At 69.9% G+C, this 23,181-nt stretch carries 20 protein-coding genes; 11 read left to right on the forward strand and 9 right to left on the reverse strand.

Features of this window, described 5'->3' with window-relative positions; genetic code table 11:
- Positions 1-44 precede the first annotated feature (44 nt).
- On the forward strand, positions 45-3,071 hold the full coding sequence (locus AMK34_RS23595; RefSeq protein ID WP_073846806.1) for a helix-turn-helix transcriptional regulator: 3,027 nt from the start codon (positions 45-47) through the stop codon (positions 3,069-3,071).
- Positions 3,072-3,146: 75 nt separating this feature from the next.
- Here the strand turns inward: AMK34_RS23595 and AMK34_RS23600 are convergent, their stop codons facing one another.
- The 4 genes from AMK34_RS23600 to AMK34_RS23615 all read right to left on the reverse strand — a co-directional run bounded on the left by AMK34_RS23600 (position 3,147) and on the right by AMK34_RS23615 (position 7,337).
- The gene (locus AMK34_RS23600; RefSeq protein ID WP_073846807.1) at positions 3,147-4,760 is read right to left on the reverse strand and encodes a succinic semialdehyde dehydrogenase; all 1,614 of its coding nucleotides are present in this window, start codon (positions 4,758-4,760) and stop codon (positions 3,147-3,149) included.
- Between the two features lie 118 nt (positions 4,761-4,878).
- A complete protein-coding gene (locus AMK34_RS23605) occupies positions 4,879-5,691 on the reverse strand; it encodes a hypothetical protein (protein ID WP_073846808.1) in 813 nt (270 codons plus the stop codon).
- Positions 5,692-5,795: 104 nt separating this feature from the next.
- The gene (locus tag AMK34_RS23610; protein ID WP_073846809.1) at positions 5,796-6,713 is read right to left on the reverse strand and encodes a hypothetical protein; all 918 of its coding nucleotides are present in this window, start codon (positions 6,711-6,713) and stop codon (positions 5,796-5,798) included.
- A gap of 9 nt (positions 6,714-6,722) precedes the next feature.
- The gene (locus tag AMK34_RS23615) at positions 6,723-7,337 is read right to left on the reverse strand and encodes a TetR/AcrR family transcriptional regulator (RefSeq protein WP_037343410.1); all 615 of its coding nucleotides are present in this window, start codon (positions 7,335-7,337) and stop codon (positions 6,723-6,725) included.
- A 104-nt stretch (positions 7,338-7,441) separates the two neighbouring features.
- Here AMK34_RS23615 and AMK34_RS23620 point away from each other — a divergent pair, with 104 nt between their 5' ends.
- Positions 7,442-8,593: an acyl-CoA dehydrogenase family protein gene (locus AMK34_RS23620; protein ID WP_073847167.1), complete on the forward strand. Its 1,152-nt coding sequence runs from the start codon at positions 7,442-7,444 to the stop codon at positions 8,591-8,593.
- Between the two features lie 29 nt (positions 8,594-8,622).
- Positions 8,623-9,771, forward strand: a complete 1,149-nt coding sequence (locus AMK34_RS23625; protein ID WP_037343411.1) for a CaiB/BaiF CoA transferase family protein — start codon at positions 8,623-8,625, stop codon at positions 9,769-9,771.
- 74 nt (positions 9,772-9,845) lie between these two features.
- Here the strand turns inward: AMK34_RS23625 and AMK34_RS23630 are convergent, their stop codons facing one another.
- Both AMK34_RS23630 and AMK34_RS23635 read right to left on the reverse strand, forming a co-directional pair.
- Positions 9,846-10,370, reverse strand: a complete 525-nt coding sequence (locus AMK34_RS23630) for a GNAT family N-acetyltransferase (RefSeq protein WP_038516115.1) — start codon at positions 10,368-10,370, stop codon at positions 9,846-9,848.
- Between the two features lie 10 nt (positions 10,371-10,380).
- Complete coding sequence (locus tag AMK34_RS23635) at positions 10,381-11,166, reverse strand: crotonase/enoyl-CoA hydratase family protein (RefSeq protein WP_073846810.1); 786 nt, start codon at positions 11,164-11,166, stop codon at positions 10,381-10,383.
- A 133-nt stretch (positions 11,167-11,299) separates the two neighbouring features.
- Between AMK34_RS23635 and AMK34_RS43250 the strand changes: the two genes are divergently transcribed.
- The 5 genes from AMK34_RS43250 (at position 11,300) to AMK34_RS23655 (ending at position 14,149) form a co-directional block, all read left to right on the forward strand.
- On the forward strand, positions 11,300-11,455 hold the full coding sequence (locus AMK34_RS43250) for a hypothetical protein (protein ID WP_162182762.1): 156 nt from the start codon (positions 11,300-11,302) through the stop codon (positions 11,453-11,455).
- A 352-nt stretch (positions 11,456-11,807) separates the two neighbouring features.
- Entirely contained in the window at positions 11,808-12,290 is a 483-nt protein-coding gene (locus AMK34_RS23640) for a hypothetical protein (RefSeq protein ID WP_037343415.1), read from the forward strand.
- A gap of 131 nt (positions 12,291-12,421) precedes the next feature.
- Positions 12,422-13,306 (forward strand): lytic transglycosylase domain-containing protein, encoded by an 885-nt coding sequence (locus AMK34_RS23645; protein WP_073846811.1) that lies wholly within the window; start codon positions 12,422-12,424, stop codon positions 13,304-13,306.
- A 94-nt stretch (positions 13,307-13,400) separates the two neighbouring features.
- Positions 13,401-13,772, forward strand: coding sequence for a hypothetical protein (locus AMK34_RS23650; protein WP_037343419.1), 372 nt, complete (start codon positions 13,401-13,403; stop codon positions 13,770-13,772).
- Between the two features lie 23 nt (positions 13,773-13,795).
- Positions 13,796-14,149: a DUF3817 domain-containing protein gene (locus AMK34_RS23655; protein ID WP_005166062.1), complete on the forward strand. Its 354-nt coding sequence runs from the start codon at positions 13,796-13,798 to the stop codon at positions 14,147-14,149.
- Here the strand turns inward: AMK34_RS23655 and AMK34_RS23660 are convergent.
- Positions 14,146-15,567, reverse strand: a complete 1,422-nt coding sequence (locus AMK34_RS23660) for an MFS transporter (RefSeq protein WP_073847168.1) — start codon at positions 15,565-15,567, stop codon at positions 14,146-14,148. The genes AMK34_RS23655 and AMK34_RS23660 overlap by 4 nt on opposite strands.
- Positions 15,568-15,704: 137 nt before the next feature.
- Between AMK34_RS23660 and AMK34_RS23665 the strand changes: the two genes are divergently transcribed.
- Positions 15,705-16,274, forward strand: coding sequence for a TetR/AcrR family transcriptional regulator (locus AMK34_RS23665; protein ID WP_073846812.1), 570 nt, complete (start codon positions 15,705-15,707; stop codon positions 16,272-16,274).
- A 53-nt stretch (positions 16,275-16,327) separates the two neighbouring features.
- Here the strand turns inward: AMK34_RS23665 and AMK34_RS23670 are convergent, their stop codons facing one another.
- Positions 16,328-17,902, reverse strand: a complete 1,575-nt coding sequence (locus tag AMK34_RS23670; protein WP_038516102.1) for a solute symporter family protein — start codon at positions 17,900-17,902, stop codon at positions 16,328-16,330.
- On the reverse strand, positions 17,899-18,327 hold the full coding sequence (locus AMK34_RS23675) for a DUF485 domain-containing protein (RefSeq protein ID WP_038516100.1): 429 nt from the start codon (positions 18,325-18,327) through the stop codon (positions 17,899-17,901). The genes AMK34_RS23670 and AMK34_RS23675 overlap by 4 nt, the downstream gene beginning before the upstream one ends.
- Positions 18,328-19,306: 979 nt before the next feature.
- Between AMK34_RS23675 and AMK34_RS23680 the strand changes: the two genes are divergently transcribed.
- The gene (locus AMK34_RS23680; protein WP_073846813.1) at positions 19,307-22,726 is read left to right on the forward strand and encodes a nitrate- and nitrite sensing domain-containing protein; all 3,420 of its coding nucleotides are present in this window, start codon (positions 19,307-19,309) and stop codon (positions 22,724-22,726) included.
- Complete coding sequence (locus AMK34_RS23685; RefSeq protein WP_005166055.1) at positions 22,723-23,175, forward strand: roadblock/LC7 domain-containing protein; 453 nt, start codon at positions 22,723-22,725, stop codon at positions 23,173-23,175. Before AMK34_RS23680 ends, AMK34_RS23685 begins: the two co-directional genes overlap by 4 nt.
- The last annotated feature ends 6 nt before the right edge of the window (positions 23,176-23,181 follow it).

Genomic DNA, 23,181 nt, shown 5'->3' on the forward strand with positions numbered 1-23,181 from the left:
TCTCGGCGAAAACACAGGCGAAGTTGTCGGTCCGGTAGGCAAGAATGCACCTCGTGCCCCGTCTTGGCTCCGGAATCCCGATCGTCGCCCGCACACAGGAGATGCGGCAGCTCCGCGCCGCCTTCGCCCGTGCAGAACGGGCCGAGGCCGGCGCGGTGCTGCTCTCCGGTGACGCCGGCGTCGGCAAGACCCGCCTGCTGACCGCGCTCGGCGAGTACGCCGCGGGCGCGGGCGCCCTGGTGCTCACCGGGCGCTGTATCGACGTCCATGAGGGCGGTCTTCCTTATCTTCCGTTCGCCGAGGCGCTGGCGCCGCTGGCGACGACCTCCGATCCCGCGGTCACCGCCGCGGTCCGGGCCCGGCCGGCGCTGGGCAGGCTGCTCCCGCAGATGCAGCAGGCGGAGGACTACCCCGCCATCGAAGACGGTCAGCTCACCGCGAGCGAACGGGTGTCGACGCAACGGCTCGGTCCCGAGCAGGACCTCGGCCAGCTCCAGCTGTTCGACGCGGTACTGGGGGTGCTGACCGTCATCGCTCAGCGCCGGCCCGTGGTGATCCTCCTGGAGGACCTGCACTGGGCCGACGGCTCCACCCGGAACCTGCTGTCCTTCCTCTTGACGAGGCTGCGCACCCAGCGGCTGCTGGTGGTCGCGAGCTATCGCGAGGAGGACGTCCACCGGCGGCATCCGCTCCGGGCGCTGCTGTCCGAAGTGGTGCGGCTGGGCGCGGTCGAACGCGTCGAGGTCAAGCCGTTCGGCGCCGAGGACGCGCGCGCCTTCGTCGAGGCCTTGGCCGACGAGCCGATCGGCCAGGACATGATCGCCGACATCGTCTCCCGGTCCGAGGGCAATCCGTTCTTCGTCGAGGAGCTGCTGGCGTCCGCGAAGGACTGCCGCGAACTCCCCGCCGGGCTGGCCGAAGTGCTCCTCGCCAGGGTGGAACAGCTTTCCCAGATCACGCGCCGGGTGCTGCGCGTGGTCTCGGTCGCGAAGGACGCGGTGGCGCACGCCGCGCTCACCGAGATCTCCGGGCTGGACGAGCTCGAACTCGACGAGGCGTTGCGTGAGGCCGTGCAGCATCACGTTTTGGTGATCGAGAACGGTTTCTACACCTTCCGCCACGCGCTTCTGCAGGAAGCGGTCTACGGCGACCTGCTGCCGGGCGAGCGGGTGCGGATGCACGCGGCGTACGCGGCCCGCATCCGGAACCGGACCCAGGGCCGGGGCCAGGACGCGCGGCTCGCGCACCACAGCCTGGAGAGCAAGGACTTCGTCACCGCGCTGGCCGCGTTGCTGCGCGCGATGGACGAGGCGGAGAAGCTGGGCGCGCCCGGTTCCGCGCTGCGGCACGTCGAGCAGGCACTGTCCATTTGGGACGCCGTACCCGCGGCGGACCGGCCGTCGGACGTCGACGAGCTCCGCCTCCTGCACGAGGCGTCGTATTTCGCGAGCACGTCGGGCGAGCCGGAGCGCGCGGTCGCCTATTCGCGGTCCGCGACCGAGGCACTCGGCCCGGACACCGGCAACGAGCGGGCCGCCAAGGTCTGGCGACGGCACGCGGAGGCGCTGCTTTCGGTCGACGGCACGCTCGACGAGGTCCTCGAGGCGATCGACAAGGCCTGGGAGCTGGTCGAACACACCGAGGCGAGTGCCGCGCGGGCGTGGGTGCTCGCCACCCGCGCCGGGATCCTGCGGCTGATCGACAGGCACGACGAGGCGCTGCAGTGCGCGCTGGCCGCGGTCGCCGACGCCAGGGCCGTCGGCGCGGGCGGCGCGGAGGCGGCGGCGCTGGTCTCGCTCGGGACGCTGGCCGATTCGGCGGGCGAGGTCGAGCAGGCGCGGGAGCGGCTGCGCGAGGCCGAGCGGAAGGCCAGGGATTCCGGCGCGCTGAACGGTGAGCTGCGGGCGCTGCATTTCCTCGGGCTGAGCTACGACGACCGGGCCGAGATCCGATCCGCGCTGAAGTACTACGCCAAGGGCATCCAGCGGGCCAAGGAGACCGGGCTGACCTGGAGCTCGTTCGGCATCGAGCTGCGGACCAAACACCTCACGCTGCGGTACGTCAGCGGGGATTGGCCGGAAGACGACGACGCCGGCCGCGCGGGTCGCGGCGTGTCGAGCGTCGTCGCCGGACGGTTCCTGGGGATCTGGGCGCAGTTCGTCGTCGGCCGGGGCCGGTTCGCGGACGCGGACAAGATCCTGCCGAGCCTCCGTCAGCATTGGAGCGCGGATTACTCGATCGCGCTCGCGTCGGCCGACGCCGCCATCCAGCTCGCGTCCTGGCGGGGAGACCATGCGGGTGCGGTGCGGCAGGCGCGGGAACTGATCGACTGGCTCGAAGAGGTCGAACCCGCGGTGCTCGGCGGGATCCGGATCAGTGTGCACGGCCTCACGGCTGCCGTCGCCCAGGCCGCCGAAGCCCGGGTGCGCGGCGATCTGACGACGGTCGAGGCCGCGGTGGAAGCGGGCGAGAAGTTGCTCGCCCACGGCCGCCACTGCGCCGAACACGGCATCCCGCGTTCGGTGTCGCTGGGCCCGGAGGCGCTGGCGTGGCTCGCCCGGCTGGAGGCGCTCGGCGCCTGCCTGCGCGGCGCGGGGGATCCGGCGTTGTGGGCGAAGGCGGTCGAGGCGTTCGGGTACGGCGCGGTGTACGAGCAGGCCATGTGCCGCCTGCAGCACGCGAAATCCCTGCTGGCCTCGGACGGCGACACCGCGCTCGCCGCGTCGGAGCTGCTGGCAGCGCACGCGGTGGCCGACCGGCTGGGCGCCTGCCCGTTGCGTGAAGCCGTCCGGGAGCTCAGCCACCGGGCACGCGTCGAGCTTCCCGGCGAGGCCGTGGCGCCGCGTCGTGACGTCGTCGACCCGCTGACCGATCGGGAACGGGACGTGCTGGAGCGCGTCGCGCTCGGCCGGACCAACCGGCAGGTCGGCGAAGAGCTGTACATCAGTGAGAAGACGGTGAGCGTCCACCTCTCGCGCGTGATGGCGAAACTCGGCGCGAGCCGGCGGGCCGAGGCCGTCGCGATCGCCTACGACCGAGGCCTCCTGGCCGCCCCCACCTCTTCCTCCTAGCCGCGTTTCGTCCTCTGAACGCGATCCTTGCGCGTGGCAAGTACCGCATTCAGAGGACGAAATGCAGGGAGGGGATCAGCGGCGAGGGAGGCGGCGGAGGGCCTTCAGGCTCGTGCTGAGGGTCCGCACCCAGAGCTTCGGCGGGATTCCCTTGCCGGGGCGCAGCGGCATCCCGCGCTGCACCGCGATGGCCTGGGCCTCGGTGTACTTGAGCAGCCCTTCGGCGCCGTTGCGCCGTCCGACACCGGACTCCTTCATCCCGCCCATCGGCAGGCCCACGGTCCCGAAGGTCGCCGCGAAGCCTTCGTTGACGTTGACGGTCCCGGCCTTCAGCCGCGCCGCGACCTCCCAGCCCGCCCGGCCGTTGCGCGACCAGACGCTCGCGTTCAGCCCGAACTTCGTGTCGTTGGCGCGTTCGATCGCTTCGGTGACGTCGGTGTAGCCGTAGATCGACACGACCGGCCCGAAGGTCTCCTCGGCGAACAGCTTGACGTCCTCGGTGACGTCGGTGAGCACGGTCGGCTCGTAGAACAGCGGGCCCAGGTCGGGCCGGGCCTTGCCGCCGGTGAGCACCTTGGCGCCCTTGGACCGGGCGTCCTCGACGTGCGCCGACACCGTCGCGAGCTGGGCCTCGGAGGTCAGGGATCCCATCTGCGCCTGGTAATCCAGCTTGCCGCCGAGCCGCAGCGCCGCGGTCTTGGCGACGAAGGCGCGGGTGAACTCCTCGCGGATCGACTCGTGGACGTAGATGCGCTCGACCGAGACGCAGAGCTGCCCCGCGGAGGAGAAGCACGCGGTCACCGCGCCCGTGGCGGTCTTGGCGATGTCCGCGTCGGGCAGCACGATCATCGGGTTCTTGCCGCCGAGTTCCAGCGAGTAACTCGTCAGCCGCTCCGCCACCTTCGCGGCGAGCCCCTTGCCCGTGGGCGTGGACCCGGTGAAGCACAGGTAGTCCGATTCCTCGACGAGGGCGTCGCCGATCTGCGAGCCCCGGCCGAGCACGATCTGCCAGACACCGGCGGGCAGCCCGGCCTCCTCGGCGACCTCCTGCAGCCACAGCGCCGAAAGCGCGGTCTGGTTGTCCGGCTTCTGCACGACGGCGTTGCCCGCCGCGAGCGCGGGCAGGACGTCCATCGCGGTCAGCGCGAGCGGGTAGTTCCACGGCGAGATGATCCCGACGACACCCTTGGGGTGCCGGATCTCGCCGACCTTCGTCAGCACCGGGATCAGCCCGGCGGCGCGGCGCGGCGAAAGGAACTTCGCGCTGTGCTTGCCGTAGTAGGCGGCCACGAGGGCGGTGGCGCTGACCTCGTCGAAGGCGTCCATCCGGGCTTTGCCCGCCTCGATCTGCACGAGGTCGAGCGCCTCGTCCTGGCGCTTCAGGACCAGGTCGTGCAGGCGGATCAGGATGCGCTGGCGGTCTTCGACCGGCCGCTCGGCCCACGCGCGCTGAGCCTCCCGCGCCTGGTCGAACACGGCGCGGACGTCGGCGTCGGTGGCCTGGGGCAGCGTCGCGATCGGCTGCCCGGTGAAGGGTGCGCGCATCTGGACCGGCGCGGAATCCGCGCCGCCCACGACCCGGCGCACGAGCCGTTCCGCCCTCGCCATCGCGGGGGCGCCGGGGACGTCGCCGATGGTGGCCGGCCCTTCGGTGTGGTGGCCCGCGCTCGCCGGTGTCGTGCTCGTCATGCCGTCTCCGTTCCATGCCGCGCGGAGCCGGGGGAGGCGCCACGCAGAGCCCAGGTGTTACCGACGAGTACAGCATACTGCCGGTATGGAGACTGTCCACCGCTGATATGAATAAGTTTCACGTATTATCGGGGCGTGGCGGGTTGTCCGGGGACGGGCGAAGGATGTCCTGCTGCTGCAACGCGGACCCCGCGGGTGGGGTCGGAGGAGACGGCGGCTCATAGGGCTGAGGCTGCTGTTGCTGCGGATACTGCTGCTGGGGAACGCCGGGCGCGTAAGGCGGGTACGCAACCGGGTAAGGGGCCTGGCGGGGCGGTGCCGGTTCACGCCGGTTGGCCACGATCGCCAGCCCGATGGTGAGCAACGCCACGAGCCCGCCCGCGAGCAGGATCCAGAAACCGCTGCCGGTCCCATAACGCGAGACGAAGCGGCCGGTGTCCTGTCCGAAGCTCAGGCTCGCCGAGATGTCCATGCCGAGCATCCAGACGCCGATCGCGGTCCCCGCCCCGCCGGCGACCAGCAGCGTCCTCGACGTCGTCGCGGCGATGGAGGTCGAACTCCGCCGGTACGCGGCGAAACCCACCGCGGCTCCCGCGAGCAGCGTCAGCGCGGCGGCCGACAGCGGGATGCCGTAGCGGGCGACATGCGTCTTGTCGTAGAACTCCTTCTCCTCGGTCGAAGGTTCGATGTCGAAGGTCCGCGTCCAGCCGGTTTCGGCGAGCTTCGTCACCGGCTTGCCCTCGGAAAGCTGTTCGTACGTCGACTGCGGGAGAAAAGTCGCGAGAAGGACCAGCAGACCGGCGAAAACCCCCATCATCGCGGCGAAAAGGCGGGGGAGCCGGGCGTCGGACGGCGGGCGCGGCGCGGCGACGGGCGGGATTGCGCTGAACGGGCCAGTCGGTTGGTACGGCTGCTGCTGCGGCGCGCTCATGGTCGGCTCCTCCGCCAATTTTTGGTGGCCAGCAAGGAATTCCACCACGAATCGGCCGGGGAGATAAGTGTCACCTGTGCTCTGGTCAACGGCTTTCGCGCGTGCTACGACGGGAGTTTCGGCCAAGCCGTGGCCGCCAGTGCCCTGGCGACGCCGCACGCGTCCGGCGCCCGCACGGCGAGAACGGCGTGCTCGACCTGATCCCGGCTCGCGTCCGGGCCGCCGATGTGGCCGGTCAGAATCGTGCAGCCGTCGCCGGCCTCCTGCACCAAAGACCTGTGCCCGCCCACCGTTTCCTCGCGGACGCCCGCCGCGGCCTTCGGGCGCGGGCCGAGGCCGAACTCCAGCCGCACGAGCCGTTCCGCGTCCTCCTCGCCCCAACGGCAGGAATGCCGGGACAGGTCGCCTTTCCCGGTGACGGCGGCGCCCAGCCGGGCGGAGATCTCGGCATCGGACCACATGGCGGTGCAGGCGGTCAGCCGTGCCAGGGAATCGCCGCGGTAGTCGAGATGTTTCGCCCGCTTGCCGGCGGCGAGGGCCCTGGCGGCGGTTTCGGCGGTTTTCGTCGCCACGGCGAGCGCGTCGGGTCCGGCGCCTTCGCGGGACTCGAAGAACGTGCCGATGCGCAAGGAGGTGTCGTCGGCGAAGAGCAAGTGGAGGACGGGCTGCCCTTGGAGGTCCGTGCGGACCACACGCAGGCCACGGGGGAGCGAGGGCTCGCCGACCGGGGCGGCGCCGGTGAGACGTTCGTTCGCCCTGTCGTCCGGGAAACCGAAGCTGACCAGGGTCCTCCCGGTCTGGAACGAGCAGGCGCCCATGCTGGGCATCGGGACCGACACCAGCCGTTGGGTCTTCTCGATCTCAGCGAAGTCCAGCAGGCCGCAGAAGTCCACGGTCGTGGGATCGCCGAGCGCTTCATGGAGTGTCAAGGGGCTTGAAGGCAAAGGTTCCGGTGCGGCCGCGCATCCGGCGAGCATCAGGACGGCGGCGGACAGCGCGGCGAACACCCTCGGTCTCCCCATGGGCGAAGCCTACGGTGAAGTGTCCTCGTACAACATGACCGCGACGCGCTTCCACTCGTCGAGCAATTGCCGCCGCCGCTGGGGATCGCCGCCGAGTTCGGCGTCCAGCGCCAGCCCTCGGGTGAGGTTCACGGTCAGCCAGAAGAGGATCTCCGCGCGCTCCTTCGGGAGATCGCCGGCGACGGCGGTGACGTGCTCCAGCGTCGAGCGGCCCAGTGCCCGGTCGACCGGGCGGATCGCCTCGCGGAGTTCGGGGTCGGTGCGCGCCGCGACCCACAGTTCCGTGGCGGCCGTGGACAGCGTGCCCGAGTAGCCCTCCCAGAGCAGGTCGATCGCCGCCGCGACGCCCGAGGCGCCGCCGGGGAGCGCCGAAATCGAGGTCGCGAGGCGTCCGCGCAGTTTCTCCGTCAGATGCTCGACGGCCGCGGCCATGAGCTCGGCCTTCGCGGAGAAGTGATGCTGCACGGCGCCCTTCGAGACACCTGCGCGAGCACAGATCTCCTGCACCGAGGTACGCGCGTAGCCGAGGTCGACGAGGCAGTCGATGGTCGCGTCGAGCAGCGCGGTGCGGGTCTGCTCCCGACGCTCGGCCTGGGTGCGGTGGGTCCTGCCGAGCACGCTCACCGGATCCGACCCCCTTTACGTGCAGCTCGGTACGGATGTACATTCCGAATGGAACTTACATCCTAAGCGTCATGTTTTCCAGGTCCGATCAGGAGGCGTTGGCCGTGCCCTTGCAGATCCAGAAGAGTTCGTGGAGCACGACGGAGCTCGAAGACCTCCGGGACCTCGCCCGGACCTTCTGCCAGAAGGAACTCGCGCCGAACCAGGAGCGCTGGGCGGCCGAGAAGAAGGTCGACCGCGAGCTGTGGACGAAGGCGGGCGAGGTCGGCCTGCTGGCACTGTCCATCCCGGAGGAGTACGGCGGTGGCGGCGGCACGTTCGCCCACGAGGCCGTGCTCTACGAGGAGCAGGCGCGGTCCGGTGACAGCGCTTGGGGCGTGACCGTCCACAATGGAATCGTTGCGCACTACATCCTGGAGTACGCGAACGAAGAGCAGAAGAAGGCGTGGCTGCCGAAGTTCGCCTCCGGCGAGATGGTCGGCGCGGTCGCGATGACCGAACCCGGCACGGGTTCGGACCTGCAGGGCATCAAGACCCGCGCGGTGCGCGACGGCGACCACTACGTGATCAACGGCGCGAAGACGTTCATCACCAACGGTTTCCACGCTGACCTCGTCGTCGTCGCGGTGAAGACCGACCCCGACGCGGGCGCGCAGGGTGTCTCGCTGATCGCCGTCGAGACCGACACGCCGGGCTTCAGCCGCGGCCGCGTCCTCGACAAGATCGGCCTCAAGGGCCAGGACACCGCGGAGCTGAACTTCGACGACGTCCGCGTCCCCGTCGCCAACCTCCTCGGCGCGCAGGAAGGTCTCGGCTTCATCCAGCTCATGCAGCAGCTGCCGCAGGAACGACTGATCATCGCCGTCACCGCGGTCGCCGGGATGGAGGCCGCGATCGACCAGACCATCGCCTACACCAAGGACCGCCAGGCCTTCGGCCGCCCGGTCTACAACTTCCAGAACACCAAGTTCAAACTCGCCGAGGCCGCGACCGAGGCCGCGGTGTCCCGCGCCTTCCTCGACCAGTGCATCGAACGGCATCTGCGCAAGGAACTCGACGTGCAGGGCGCGGCGATGGCGAAGCTGTGGACCACCGAACGGGTCAACAAGGTAGTCGACGACTGCCTGCAGCTCTTCGGCGGCTACGGCTACATGACCGAGTACCCGATCGCGCGCGCGTGGGCCGACATCCGGATCTCCCGGATCTTCGGCGGCACCAGCGAGATCATGAAGGAAATCATCTCCCGCACGCTCTGAGTGGAACCGTTGGCGTAGGAAGGAAAGACGTGGCGAAGAAGGCCGGCCCGCTGAGCGGGCTCAAGGTCGTCGAACTGGCCGGGCTCGCCCCGGCGCCGTTCGCCTGCACGATCCTCGCCGATCTCGGCGCGGAGGTCGTCCGGATCGACCGGGCGACACCGGGCAACGACGTCATCGGGTTCCCGAACGATCCGCTCGCGCGTGGCAGGCGGTCGATCGGGATCAACACCAAGACCCCCGAGGGCGTCGAACTGGTGCTGAAACTCGCCGACGACGCCGACGTGCTCATCGAGGGTTTCCGTCCCGGCGTCGCCGAGCGGATGGGCATCGGACCGGAACAGGTCCACGCCCGCAACCCGCGGCTGGTCTACGGCCGGATGACCGGCTACGGCCAGGACGGCCCGCTGGCGACCGTCGCCGGGCACGACATCAACTACATCGGCATCTCCGGCGCGCTCGAACCCATCGGGCACGCCGGGCAGCGGCCGGTGGTGCCGCTCAACCTCGTCGGTGACTTCGGCGGCGGTGGCCTCCTGCTCGCGATGGGTGTGCTGGCGGCGCTGTTCGAACGCCAGACGTCGGGCAAGGGACAGGTGGTCGACGCGTCCATGGTGGACGGTGCGGCGCTGCTGACCACCAGCCTGCACGGGCTGCTGGACTCCGGGCTGTGGTCCGGCGGGCGCGGCGAGAACATGCTCGACGGCGGCGCGCCGTTCTACGACACCTACGAGACCGCCGACGGCAAGTACGTCGCCATCGGCGCGATCGAGATGCGGTTCTGGGGCGATCTGGTGAAGGTGCTCGGGCTCGACCCCGAGGAGACCCCGGTCCACGTCGACAAGAACGAGTGGCCGAAGCTGCGCAAGATCGTCGCCGAGGCCGTCGCGAAGCACACTCGCGACGAGCTCGTGGCGAAGGCCGAGGGCACCGACGCGTGCCTGACGGCGGTGCTCTCCCCGAAGGAGGCGCCGTCGCATCCGCACAACGTCGCGCGCAAGACGTTCGTCGACGTCGGCGGCATGCTGCAACCGGCGCCCGCGCCGAGGTTCGACCGCACCCCGGCCGAGACGCCGGAACCGCCGCGGCCCAAGGGCGGCGACACCGCCGAGGTCCTCGCCGAACTCGGCGTGGACGCCGACGGGATCGAACGGCTCAGGGCCGCGGGCACCATCGCTTGAGCTGAAGGGGACTTTCCCCGCATGAGACGCGACGAAAGCGTCCTTCACCGCGTCTCATGCGGTGAAGGACGCTTTCAGCCCACGTCGAGGTCCGAGCGCAGCACCGAATAGAGGACGTGGTCGCGCCAGGCCCCGTCCCGGAACCCGTAGCCGCGCAGCACACCCTCCCTGGTGAAGCCCGCCTTCACCAGGGAGCGCTGCTCGGCGACGTTGTCGACCTCCGTCGACGCTTCGACCCGGTTCATCTGCGTGTGCGCGAAGAGGTAGCGGACCAGCAGGCGCTGCGCCTCGGTGCCGTAGCCGTGGCCGCGTGCCTCGGGGATGAGCACGAGCCCGGCGTTCCAGCAGTACGACGTCGAGCCGGTCCTGGTCTTGTGCCACGACACGAAACCGAGCCGCTGCCCGTCGAGGTCGATCATCAGCATCCCGTTGTCCGCCGCGAGCATGCCGGTCTCCGACCAGCGGCGGCGCAGGAAATGCGGGTCGTGCCAGCCGTGCCACTCGAACGGGCCCGCGGCCCGTGGGTCGTTCGTGAGCGCTTCGAGCATCGGCAGGTCTTCTTCGGACACCGGTCTGAGCGCGACTCCGGTTTCTGTCATCCGACAGACATTAGGGCCGAGGGGCGTCGAAACTGCCGTGACGCCCCGCGCCGTCACTGAACCGGCTGGCACCCGCGACAGCCTCTTCGGCGAGTCCTCCGCCGATCAGCGCGTTCGAGAACTCGGCCCGCATCGCCTCGTCTTCGGTGAGCCCGTACTGGCCGTACGCGGACTTGCGATCCGCGCGCAGACACGCCTGGGGGAACGCGGCCAGTTCGCGTGCGAGCGCTTGCGCGGCCGCCAAGGCCTCGCCGTCCGGCACGACCCGGTTCGCAAGTCCGATGGCGAGCGCCTCGTCGGAGTCGACCGGCCTGCCGGTGAGGATCAGGTCCATCGCCCGCGAGTGGCCGATCAGGCGGGGGAGGCGGACCGTGCCGCCGTCGATGAGCGGCACGCCCCAGCGGCGGCAGAAGACGCCGAAGACGGCCGTGGTGTCGGCGACTCGCAGGTCGCACCACAGCGCCAGCTCCAGCCCGCCCGCGACGGCGTGCCCCCGGACCGCGGCGATCACCGGCTTCGACAGGGTCATGCGCGTCGGGCCCATCGGCCCGTCACCCGCCGGGCTGAGGGAGTTGGTGCGGCCGGTGCCGACGGCCTTCAGATCGGCTCCGGCGCAGAAGGCGTCACCCGAACCGGTGAGGACGGCGACCGCGGCTTGCTCGTCCGTGTCGAACGCGCGGAACGCGTCCGCCAGCGCGGCCGCGGTCGGCCCGTCCACCGCGTTGCGCGACGCGGGGCGGTTCAGCGTGATCGTCGTCACCGGCCCTTCCCGGTGGACGAGAACGTTTTCGCTCATCGATCGCTCCCTCAGGCGAATACGGGTGGGCAACGGGGCCCGATTCTCCTTAAAGTGGTGACAAAGTCCGCAGTGCGCGCGGAGTCATCGTCTGGACACTACGGTGTGATGGGATGGAGCCATGTCGCCCGGCTTGAAGAAATTCGTTGTGATCGCCGTCGTCGCGCTCGTGCTCTTCTTTCTGATCAGCAGGCCGACGCAATCCGCCGATGCCGTCCACACCGCGCTCGGCTGGCTCCGGTCCGGTGCCGAAGCCATCGTGACCTTCGTCCGGAGCCTCTTCTCCTGACCCTCGTCCCGTGATCACCGGTGTCCTCGGCGACGCCGGTGATCACCGTGCGCAGCCACCTGCGGTTATCACTCAGTGTCACCCGTCTCGGATTTCGGTCGGACGACTCGACCATCCGGGTGGATTGCCCCCGAAAACCCGCTGGTCGACGAATTCGTGCCCTGGAAGCTCTGGCGGAAAAGACCTCCGCGCCCCTACGGTGCTCACATTGCGTGATCGGTTGGTCCTCCAGGCGCCGGAGCCGGCCTCCTGGGCGAGGAGTTTCCGCAGGTGCAAGCCCCAGGGCAGCGGGAACTTCCAGCCGGGCAAGTAAGTCAGGACTTGTCAGTCGGGGAATCATGAGGAGGCAGGGATGACCGGAGATCCCGGAGTCGATGCGTTGATCCGGCAGTGGGCGGCCGAGCGTGAGCAGACCCCCGAGGAGCAGGAGGCCGACCGCATCGCGTCGGCGTGGCTGGCCGACGTGCCCAGGCAGGCTCCCGGAATCCCCGGCCAGCGTCAGCAGTCCGGTCAGGCGCGCTGGGCGCCGGTCGAGGCCGCCGACCCCGGCTACCTCGACGCCATGAGCCGTCGTCTCCCGGAGGTCCCGCAGGACCTGCTCGTCGCGGCCGCCGGCTGGTGGCAGATGGTGGGCGGCGTCGCCGAGGCCGAAGCCTGGTGGGACGCCGGGATCAGCCCGCTCGACCAGCGCGCGCTCGACTACCGCGCGGCCGGGCTCGCCCCGTCCGACCTGAGCCGCCGTCTCGGCCCGATGACCGTTTTGCAGCACCTTCGCCGCGGCAGCGCCCCGGCCTGGTGCGTCGCGCGGCTGGCGAGGCAGCAGAAGTCCGCTTGATGAGAACTTCTCGCACGCGCGGGTGAACCGGCGTGGCAAGGGCGATCTCGGCTACCGCGTAACGCTAACCTGCGCGGGCTCGTTGTTCGAGCATCGGTCGTGATCGCCGCCCACGCTGGAGGACTCGCTTCGTGCGCACCACCCCGGAAAACGACGAGCTCGTCGACGACCCGGCCACGCCCGCTCCGCCACGCCGCGGGGTGGGCGCCGCCGTGTTCGGCAGGCTGGTGATCGTGCTGGCCGTGCTCGGCCTCGCCGGGGGCGGGATCTGGCTGGTGACCAAGGCGTCCGCCCCGGTCGCGAGCCCCACGACGATGGAGATCCCCGCGCTGCAGGTCAAGGCGGCGGACGTCAAACCCGGTTCGGTCGCCCCGGTCAACGCCACCCTCGCGGGTGGTGCCGCCCAGCAGACCTCGCCCCAGCAGGCGCAGCCGAAACCGGGCAAGGACCCGCTGACCGTCTGGACCGAGCGGGCGGCCCAGGCCACCGGCATCCCGGCCAGGGCGCTGCTCGCCTACGGCAACGCCGAACTGGCGATGCGTCAGATGCAGCCCAACTGCAAGATCTCGTGGGCGACCCTGGCGGGCATCGGCCGGATCGAGTCGAACCACGGCCAGTACGGCGGCGCCGTCCTCGGCCAGGACGGACGGCCGTCGAAGCCCATCATCGGCGTCCCGCTCGACGGGTCGCCCGGGGTGAAGGCGATCGGCGACACCGACGGCGGTCAGTTCGACGGCGACGCGGCCGTCGACCGCGCGGTCGGCCCCATGCAGTTCATCCCCAGCACCTGGCGCCGGTACGCCGCCGACGGCAACCGCGACGGCGTCGGCGACCCGCAGCAGATCGACGACGCGACGCTGGCGGCGGCGCGCTACCTGTGCGTGAACAACCGCGACATGTCGGCCGCTTCGGGGTGGTGGCAGGGGATCCTGTCGTACAACAACTCGACCGAGTACGCGCAGAAGGTCTTCGGGCTGGCGGACGGCTACGCGAAGTCCGTGGCCGCCGCGAACTGACCCTGCCGCGGGACCGGGAGGAGCAGCCGGGACCAAGGTCCCGAGCGCCCAGGTCGGCGACGATTCGCCGCGCACCCAGTGCTAGCGTCGATGTGTGTCCGCTTCGCCCGTCCTCCTGCGCCGCCTCGGCATCGCCGTCGTCTGCCTGGTGAGCCTGGCGCTGTGCTGCGGGCTCGCCTGGTGGCAGTGGGAGCGGTTCTCCTCGGCCAGCGGGACGTTCCAGAACCTCGGCTACGTTCTGCAGTGGCCGCTGTTCGGGCTGTTCCCCGCGTTCATGTTCTGGCGGATCCGCAAGCTCCGCCGCCGCGCCGCCGAGGCCGACGCCCAGGAGACGGTGGCCGAGACCGCCGTGCCCGAGGTGCCGGCGCCCCGGCAGCGGCGTGCCCCGGTGCCGCCGCCCCCCGAGGACGACGAGCTCGCCGCGTACAACAGGTACCTGCGCGAACTCAACGCCCGCGACAAGTAGTCCCCAGAGAGGTTCGAGACCCTATGACCACCCGAACTGACGACGCCGCCCCGGCCCGCCCGGTCTCGCTGGGCGGACCGCTGATCCGGTTCCGCGTCGCGGCGTACGCCACCGGTGTGGCCCTCCTCGGGCTGGTCGTCGAGATGCTGCTGCAGTACGTCTTCCGCGTGGAACTTCCCCAGTTCGTGAAGATGATCCCCATGGTCCACGGCGGGCTCTACCTGATCTACCTGCTGCTCGCGGTCGACCTCGCGATCAAGGCCCGCTGGTCGATGAAGGGCACCCTGCTCGTGCTGATCGCCGGCTGCATCCCGTTCTTCTCGTTCGTGATGGAACGCAAGGTCACGCACAAGGTCCAGGCGGGCGCGAAGCTCTAAGCCCGGCGCCGGAAGGTCAGCGCCACCAGGAAGGACAACGCCGTCACCACGGCGGCGACGGTGAAGGCCGCGGTCATCCCGTCGACGGTGGTCTCGGCCGGGCTTCCGGACGGGGTCCGGGTCACCGCGCCGAACACGGTGATCAGGATCGCCAGTCCCAAGGTCGCCCCGACCTGCTGCAACGTCTGCAACGCGCCGCCCGCGGCACCCGCGTCGTCGGTGGGCACGGTCGCCATGATGATCACGCTGAGCGGGGAGAACGCCAGTCCCGCGCCGACGCCCATCAGCAGCATCGGTCCCAGCAGATGCGAGAAGTAGCCGCTGTCCGTGGTGAGCGTGGTCAGCCAGACGACCCCGCCGGTCATCAGCGCGGTGCCGGTGAGCGCGAGCGGTTTCGGCCCGAACCGGGGGAGCAGCTTCGGGATCAGCCTGCTCAGCAGGAACATGCAGACCGCCATCGGCAGGAACGCGAAGCCGGTCTCCAACGCGGCGAAACCCGCGATGTCCTGCAGGAACTGGGTCAGGAAGAAGAACATCGACATCATCGCCATCGGCCCGAGGAAGAAGTTGACGTAGGCCGCGGCACGGTCGCGTTCGGCGAACAGGCGCAACGGGATCAACGGCTCGCTCACCCTGGTCTCGATGGTGACGAAGGCGGCCAGCAAGGCCAGCCCGGCGGCGAGGCTGCCGAGGGTGATCGTGTCGCCCCAGCCGTGCGAAGCGGCGTGGGTGAAGGCGAAGACGAGCGAGCCGACACCGAGGGTGCCGGTGAACGCGCCGGGAAGGTCCAGCCGGGCGCGCCGTCGCGGCGGATCGGCCACGTACCGCGAGGTGAGCAGGACGATCGCGAGCCCGAACGGGACGTTGATGTACAGCGCCGCCCGCCACGAGATCCATTCGGTCAGCAGCCCGCCGAGCAGCAGGCCGATCGCGAAACCGCTGCTGGACATCGCCGAGAACAACGCCAGCGCGCGCACCCGTGCCTTGGCTTCGGTGAACGTGCTGGTGATCAGCGCCAGCGTGCTCGGCCCGGCGAGCGCGGCGCCGACGCCCTGCGCGACCCGGGCGGCGATCAGCAGTTCCGCCGAACCGGCGAGGCCGCCGAGCAGGGAGGCGGCGGTGAACACGGCCGCGCCGGCGACGAAGGTCCGGCGACGGCCGAACAGGTCGCCCGCCCGGCCGCCGAGCAGCAGCAGGCCGCCGAAGACCAGGCTGTACGCCGTCATCACCCAGGACAGGCCGGTGTCGGTGAAGCCCAGTTCGGACTGGATGCGGGGGAGCGCGACGTTCATCACCGTCGCGTCGAGGATGAGCATGAGCTGGCAGGTCAGGATGATCGGGAGGACCAGCCGGTGTGGAGTCGGTGGGGACCCGGCCGTCTCCGGCCTAGGCTCGGCACGCAGGGTTCGTTCGGTCAAGGAATACTCCAAAGACGTAACGAGATGAAGCGGAGAGACTCTCCACTTGAGGTCTTGAGCGATGATATGGAGAGTCTCTCCGCTTACGCAAGTGAATTCGGAGAGCGTCTCCGTTTTCGTCGCCCGAGGAGGTGCAGATGGTCACGGCCGATCCGGCCCGCCCCATGCGTGCGGACGCGCGGCGCAACTACGAGCGCATCGTGGCCGTGGCGAAGGAGGCGTTCACCGCCGACGGCGTGGACGTGCCCGCCGACGACATCGCCAAACGCGCCGGGGTCGGCGCGGGCACGTTGTACCGGCACTTCCCGACGCGCGACAAGCTGATCGAGGCCGTCTACCGCGACGAGATCGACGGGCTGGCGCAGCAGGCGTACGACCTGCTCGACGAGTTGCCGCCGGGGAAGGCGCTCGAGACGTGGCTGGCCACGCACGTCATCTACGTGGTCGAAAAGCACGGCCTCGCGATGACGCTCAAGGCGTCGGTCGACGCCGGCTCCGAGGTCTTCGGCTGGTGTCAGGCACGGTTGCGGGCCGCGGCCGACACGATCGTGAAGGCGGCGCAGGACGAGGGAGTGCTCCGGGCCGACGTCGCCGGTGTCGACATCCTGCGGCTCGGGCACGGGCTGGGCTCGGCGGCGAGCAAGGCTTCGGAGGAGGACACGAAGCGGCTTCTCACGATCGTGCTGGACGGCCTGCGGACGCCATGAAAGGTCCTTTCCTTGCGAAATTTGCAAGGAAAGGACCTTTCATGGCGCGTGTGTCAGGAGCCGATCCCGGTGAGGGACCGCACCTCCATCTCCGCGTGCTTGACCGGATCGGCCTTCGACCGGCCGACGAAGGTGCCCACGAACCCGCACAGGAACGAGAACGGGATCGACACCAGACCCGGGTTCTTCAACGGGAACCAGTGGAAGTCGACACTGGAGATGATCGAGTCCGCGGCACCGGACATCACCGGCGAGAAGAACACGAGCACCAGGCTGGCGATCAGCCCGCCGTAGATGCCCCACAGGGTTCCGGTGGTGTTGAAGCGTTTCCAGAACAGCGAGTACAGCAGCGTCGAGAGGTTCGCCGACGCCGCGACGGCGAACGCCAGCGCCACCAGGAACGCGATGTTCTGCCCGTTCGCCAGGATGCCGCCGATGATCGCGAACGCCCCGACGGCGACCGCGGTCAGCCGCGCGACGCGGACCTCCGCGGCCGGTTCCGCCTTGCCGCGTTTGAAGATGTTGGCGTACACGTCGTGCGCGAAGGACGCCGAAGCGGTGATCGTCAGCCCGGCGACGACGGCGAGGATGGTCGCGAAGGCCACCGCCGAGACGATGCCGAGCAGGAGGGTGCCGCCGATGTTCAGCGCGAGCAGCGGCGCCGCCGAGTTCTCCCCGCCGGGCGCGTTCTTGATCGTCTCCGGGCCGACCAGCGCGGCCGCGCCGAAGCCGATGACCAGCGTGCAGAGGTAGAAGATCGTCATGCACGCGGTCGCCCACACCACCGAGCGGCGCGCCTCGCGCGAGTTCGGCACCGTGTAGAAGCGCATCAGCACGTGCGGGAGCGCGGCGGCGCCCAGGACCAGTGCCAGCGCCAGCGAGACGAAGTCGAGCTTCGTGACCTCGCTCTTGCCGTAGGAACCGCCGGGCTCCAGCAGTTCGTCGCCGAGCGGGCTGTTGTCGGCGGCGGCCGAGAGCAGGTTCGAGAAGCTGAAACCGAACTTGCCGAACAGGAACACGGTGATCAGCGCACCGGTCAGCAGCAGGATGGTCGCCTTGATGATCTGCACCCACGTGGTGCCCTTCATCCCGCCGACCAGCACGTACAGCACCATGATCACGCCGACGACGCCGATCACGAGCGCCTGGCCGATACCGCCGTGGATGTCCAGCAGCAGCGCCACCAGGCCACCGGCGCCTGCCATCTGCGCGAGCATGTAGAAGAAGGAGATCACCAGGGTCGACGTCGCGGCCGCGGCGCGGACCGGGCGCTGCTTCATCCGGAAGCTCAGCACGTCGCCCATGGTGAAGCGGCCGGTGTTGCGCAGCAGTTCCGCGATCAGCAGCAGGTCGACCATCCACGCGACGAGGAACCCGATCGAGTACAGGAAGCCGTCGTAGCCGTGGATCGCGATCGCGCCGGCGATCCCGAGGAACGACGCCGCCGAGAGGAAGTCACCCGACAGGGCGATGCCGTTCTGGCGTCCGGTGAAGGCGCTGCCCGCCGCGTAGTAGTCCGAAGTGGAGGAGTTGCGGGTGCTGACGCGGTACACCACGTACAGGGTGATCGCGACGAACAGCGCGAAGACCGCGATGTTCAGCACCGGGTTGTTGTCGGGGATGCTCATCGCTCACCCGCTCCGACGGAGGCCCGCAGCGCCTCGACCTTGGGGTCGAGCCGCTTGTTCGCGAACTTCAGGTAGGCGATCGTGATCAGGATCGTGCTGGCGAACTGGCCGAGCCCGAGCAGGATGCCGACGTTGACCTCGCCCCACACCTTCCGGCTCATGAAGTCGTGGGCGTAGGCCGCCAGCAGCACGAACGTCATGTACCAGGTGAAGAACAGCACGCTCATCGGGAACACGAACCGCCGGAAGGTCTTGCGCAGCGCGACGAACTCCTTGCCGTGCTGGATCCGGTCGAAGTCCGGGCCCGCCGGGCGCGGCGGCGGGGGAGTGGACTGGCGCTGGCGCTCGCGGACGAACAGCGCGGGCATCTGCCCGGTGTCCTCCAGGGCGTTGCTCGCCGCGTAGGGACGCGCGACGTCGGGCATGGGTTCCTCCGGGGCTTGCATCCGTGGCGCGGTACGGGGGAGCGCACATACTAACTACGGCTTCACCCGCTCTGAATAGGCGACCCCGGTTCCGCGAAGGCGTGAGCCGGTATTCGGTTTTACCTCGTATTAGTGTTTCGGAAAATCGTTTCGGCCGGAATGAACTGGCTTTATCACTCGTCATAGTGAGCGGAGTTGTCACGCGCGGTCGTCGCCCGAACGGCCCACTGCGGCAAACGACGGACGACGACCACGCTCTGTCCCTCAATTTGGTGACAGATCGTAGTTTCGCTACCCGGGGCCGCCGGGTTTCGATACCGTGCCCGCCATCCCGGACCGGGGAAGATCCCCCGCTTCACCGGGTGTCTCGAAAGAAATCACCATGTCGGGCGACATCGAACCGGCTTGGGCGGCAAGGCCACAACATCGGGCACATATTTGGGCTTGACCCACCCGTTGGGGGCACGGAAAGTAGTTCGACCGGGCGACGTGGCTACCGTACGTAGGCTGATCGGGTGATTAGGGCACCCTGTGCATCCGCGCAACCCGTAACCGGAATTCCCTCGTTTGTGACGCACGGGCGGTTTTCGGAGCCCGCAGATCGTTCGGAAGCACACTTTTCGCTGGTCAGCACCCGTGTACTGAACGGAATTGACGGCACCCGGATTGGTGTACGATTCTTTGGCCCGGCCGACCCGCAGTGATCGATTGGCAAAGAAAAGTTGATCTCGACGACCATGCACTTCGCAGGTTGCGACCTGCACGTGCAGGTGCAAGACCTCCCGGCACGGACCGGTGTTCCTGGGGACACCGGGAGCGCCAGGATCACCGCACGAGGTCCTTCACGTCGCGATCGATCACGTGGTCAGGCCGGGGTCGAGTTCCCCGCAGGCAGGTACCTCGCGGGAACGGACGCCTCAGACCGTGCCAGGACGCCGGACAGGGAGTCACCTACGTGACCGTTGCAGGAGAAGGCCAAGTGCCGGTCGGGGAGCTGCTGGGACGCACTCCCCGGCCATCTCGGTGGGCCACCGGCTGGCGCACGCTCGTGCGCTGGCGGGACTGGAGCCTGCCGGTGAAGCTGTCGGCCGTGACGCTGGTGCCGATCCTCATCGCGCTGGCACTGGGCATCGCCACCATCGCCGGCCAGGTCGGCCGTTCCGACGGCTACCAGCGGCTCGACCGCCTCGTCGCACTGAGCGGGCACATCCGCACCCTCGCCGACGGCCTCGGCCGCGAACGCACCCAGTCCGCCGCCGGGCTGACCGCCGGCACCGTCGGCGGAACCCTGGAGCTCGGCTCGGCCCGCGCCGACGTCGACACCGCCATCCCGCTCTACGGTGCCGCCGCGTCCCGGGCGGTGGAGAACGAGCCGTCGCTCCGTCAAGCGCGTGAAGCCGCGGCCGCCCAGCTCGACCGGCTGCCCGACATCCGGCAGCGGGCGTCCTCCGGCCAGCTCGACCCCGTCCAGGCGATCGGCGAGTACACCGAGGTGACCACCGCGCTGCTCGCCCTCGACACCGCGCTGGCGGCCGGTGCCAGCCAGGACGACCTCGGCGGCACCCCGACGGCGCTGCACGACCTCGCCGTGATGAAGGAACAACTGTCGCTGAGCCAGGCGCTGGTCTCCTTCGGCATCGCGCGGTCGAGCCTCGCGCCGAGCGAGCTCGACCAGCTGCGCACCGCCGAACTCCGGCTGACCGACCGGCTCACCGACTTCCGCGCCGCCGCGTCGGAACAGCAGCGCCAGGAGTTCGGCGCCGCCGTCACCGACCAGGCGATGGAAAACCGTGACAGGCTGGCGAAAACCGCGCTCGGCGAGCAGGGAACCCCGTCGGCGCAAGCGTTCCGCACGTTGTCCGCGCAGGGCTGGACCGACGCGTCGACCGCGGTGATCGGCAAGGTCGGCGAGGTCGCGAACAAATTCGGCGCCGAGACGAGCGCGGTGTCGGCCGAACTGGTCGACGACGCCAGCAGCGGCGCGGGTCTGCTCGCGGTCCTGCTGTTCGGCGCGATGGTGCTCGCCGTCGCCGTCGTCTTCCTCATCACCCGCCAGTTGCTGCGTTCGCTGAAGGTGTTGCGCGCCAGCGCACTCGACGTCGCGGAGAAGCAGCTGCCCGACGCGGTCCGCAACATCCAGGAGGGCCGTTCGCAGGGCACCGACGTGCGGCCGGTCCCGGTCGGCAGCGACGATGAGATCGGCGAGGTCGCCAGGGCCTTCGACAAGGTGCACCACCAGGCGCTGCGCCTGGCCACCGAGCAGGCCTCGATGCGCACCGGCTACAGCAACGTGTTCGTCAACCTCTCCCGCCGCAGCCAGAGCCTCGTGCAACGGCAGTTGCAGCTGATCGAGCGGCTGGAGCGCGACGAAGAGGACGCCGACCAGCTGGCCACGCTGTTCCAGCTGGACCACCTCGCCACCCGGATGCGCCGCAACAACGAGAACCTGATGGTCCTCTCCGGCGCCGAGCCGGGCAGGCGGTCCGGCCAGCCCGTCTCCGCGACCGACGTCGTGCGCGCGGCGGTGTCCGAGATCGAGCAGTACCAACGGGTCACCGTGCAGAACCCGCCGCCGGTGCGGCTGGTCGGGTACGCGGCCAACGACCTGATGCGCCTGATCGCCGAACTGCTGGACAACGCCACGGCGTTCTCCGCGCCGGAGACCCAGGTGACCGTCGCGACCAGGCTCGTCGAAGACGGCTCGTTCGGCATCGACATCCTCGACAAGGGCATCGGCATGAACGAGGCCGAGGTCGCCGAGGCCAACGCCCGGCTCACCGAAGCCCCCAACGTCGACCTCACCACTTCGCGCCGGATGGGCCTGTTCGTCGTCGGACGGCTGGCCAGCAGGCACCGCATCGGGGTCTCGCTGCACGGCGGCAAGGACATCGTCGGCGTGCGCGCCACCGTCTCGGTCCCGGCGGATCTGGTGATGGCCCCGCCCGGGGGAGACCCCGGCCCCGCGACCGGCCCGATCACCCAGCGTCTCGCGCCGTTGCCGCCGCAGCAGCCGGGCGGCCTTCCCCGCCGCCAGCGGCCCACGAACGGTTCGCGCCCGGCGATGCCGAACGTCCCTTCGCAGGGTGGCGAGCGGTGGCCGTCGGCAGGCGATCTGGCCGGGCACACCAAATCCGGGGTGAACGGGCACAGCCACCCCCAGGAGGCACGGCCGCCGTCCGATCTGGAGATCTCGGGAACGGCGCTGTTCAGCCCGATCCCCAGGGACGAGACGACCCCGCCCGCGCCGGAGCCCCGCCGTCCCGAACCGGAACCCGCCGCCGAGCCCGAGCCCGAACCGGTGGCCAAGGAGGCGGACAAGCCCGCCCCGGCGGACGGCGATCTGCCCAGCGGCAAGGAACTGTTCGAGGCCAAGAACAACACGACGCTGAGCGAGTGGTGGAACCAGGCGGCCACCCCGGCCCCGGCACCGGCGGCGCCGACCGCGGCACCCAAATCGGAGACGACACCGATCTTCGACGAGATGCTCTCGGCGTGGTTCCGTTCGCCCGCGCCCGCTCCGGAAAAGCCCGCGGCGGAACCCGCGGCCAAGAAGGAGAAGCCGGGGACGAAGGAGCCCGAAGCGGAGAAGGCGGCCGAGGCCGCTCCCACCGCCGAGCAGGAAGCCCGCAACTGGGACTTCGCCAGCGACAAGGCCTTCCGCACGGTGCAGGAGGTCTCCCAGAACGCCCCGTCGACGTTCACCCAGGCCGGGTTGCCGCGTCGCCGCAAGGGCGAACAGCTGCTGCCGGGCAGCGCGGCGTCGTCGGTCCCGGCCGCCGAACCCGCCGCCAAAGCGGAACTGCCGGTCCGCGACCCGGCGAACGTGCGCGGTCGCCTGAGCAGCTTCCAGCAGGGCGTCAAACGAGGCCGCAAGGAAGCGGCGGACAAGGCCACGCCGGCCGCCGCCGAGACGGCGACCGCCCAGCCGGACACGAAGCCCGAGCCCGCGAAGGCACCCGAGCCGTCGAAGGCACCTGAAGCGTCGAAGGCTCCCGAGTCCGTGAAGGCGCCGGAGACGGCCGAGCGTCCGGCGGCCCCGCCCGCCGCGTTGCCGAGCAGGAAACCGCAGGCAGCGACCCCGGAACCGGAACCGGTCGCCGCCACCGAGCGGACGGACGCCTGGAACTTCGGCTCCGACGAGGGCTGGAAAGCCGCCCAAGCGGTGTCCCAGTCCGTGCCCTCGCGGATGACTTCGGCAGGATTACCCAGGCGCCGTCGCGGGGAGCAGTTGCTCCCGGGCAGCGCGGGACCGCCCGCCGGGGCGGTCACCCCCCGACCACAGCGAGACGCGCACGACGTGCGCGGTCGCCTGAGCAGTTTCCAGCAGGGCATCCAGCGCGGACGGCACCACACAGCCCAGGCGACCGAAGGCAACCACGAAACCCTGGAGGGTGAATGACCTCGCCGAACCCGGCCCAGCCCCAGCAGAACCAGTTCGGGTGGCTGGTGAACGACTTCGCCGAGCGGGTACCCGGAGTGGCGCACGCCGTGGTCGTGTCGGCGGACGGCCTCCTGCTCACCGCGTCCAGCAGGCTTCCGCTGGACCGCGCCGATCAGCTGGCCGCCGTCGCGTCCGGCCTGGTGAGCCTGACCCAGGGCGCCGCGCGCTGCTTCGAGGCGGGCGCGGTCAACGAGACCGTCGTCGAGATGGAACTCGGCATCATGGTGCTGATGTCCATCAGTGACGGCTCCTGCCTGGCCATCCTCGCCGCCCCCAACTGCGACATCGGACAGGTCGCCTACGAGATGACGATGCTCGTCGATCGCGTCGGCCAGATCCTCACGCCGGAACTCCGCGCACAATTGCAGGGCGCCGGTGGGTCGCTGATCGGCGAACCGGTGGGATGATGTCCC

Source organism: Amycolatopsis sp. CB00013, from assembly GCF_001905755.1.
Taxonomy (GTDB): domain Bacteria; phylum Actinomycetota; class Actinomycetes; order Mycobacteriales; family Pseudonocardiaceae; genus Amycolatopsis; species Amycolatopsis japonica.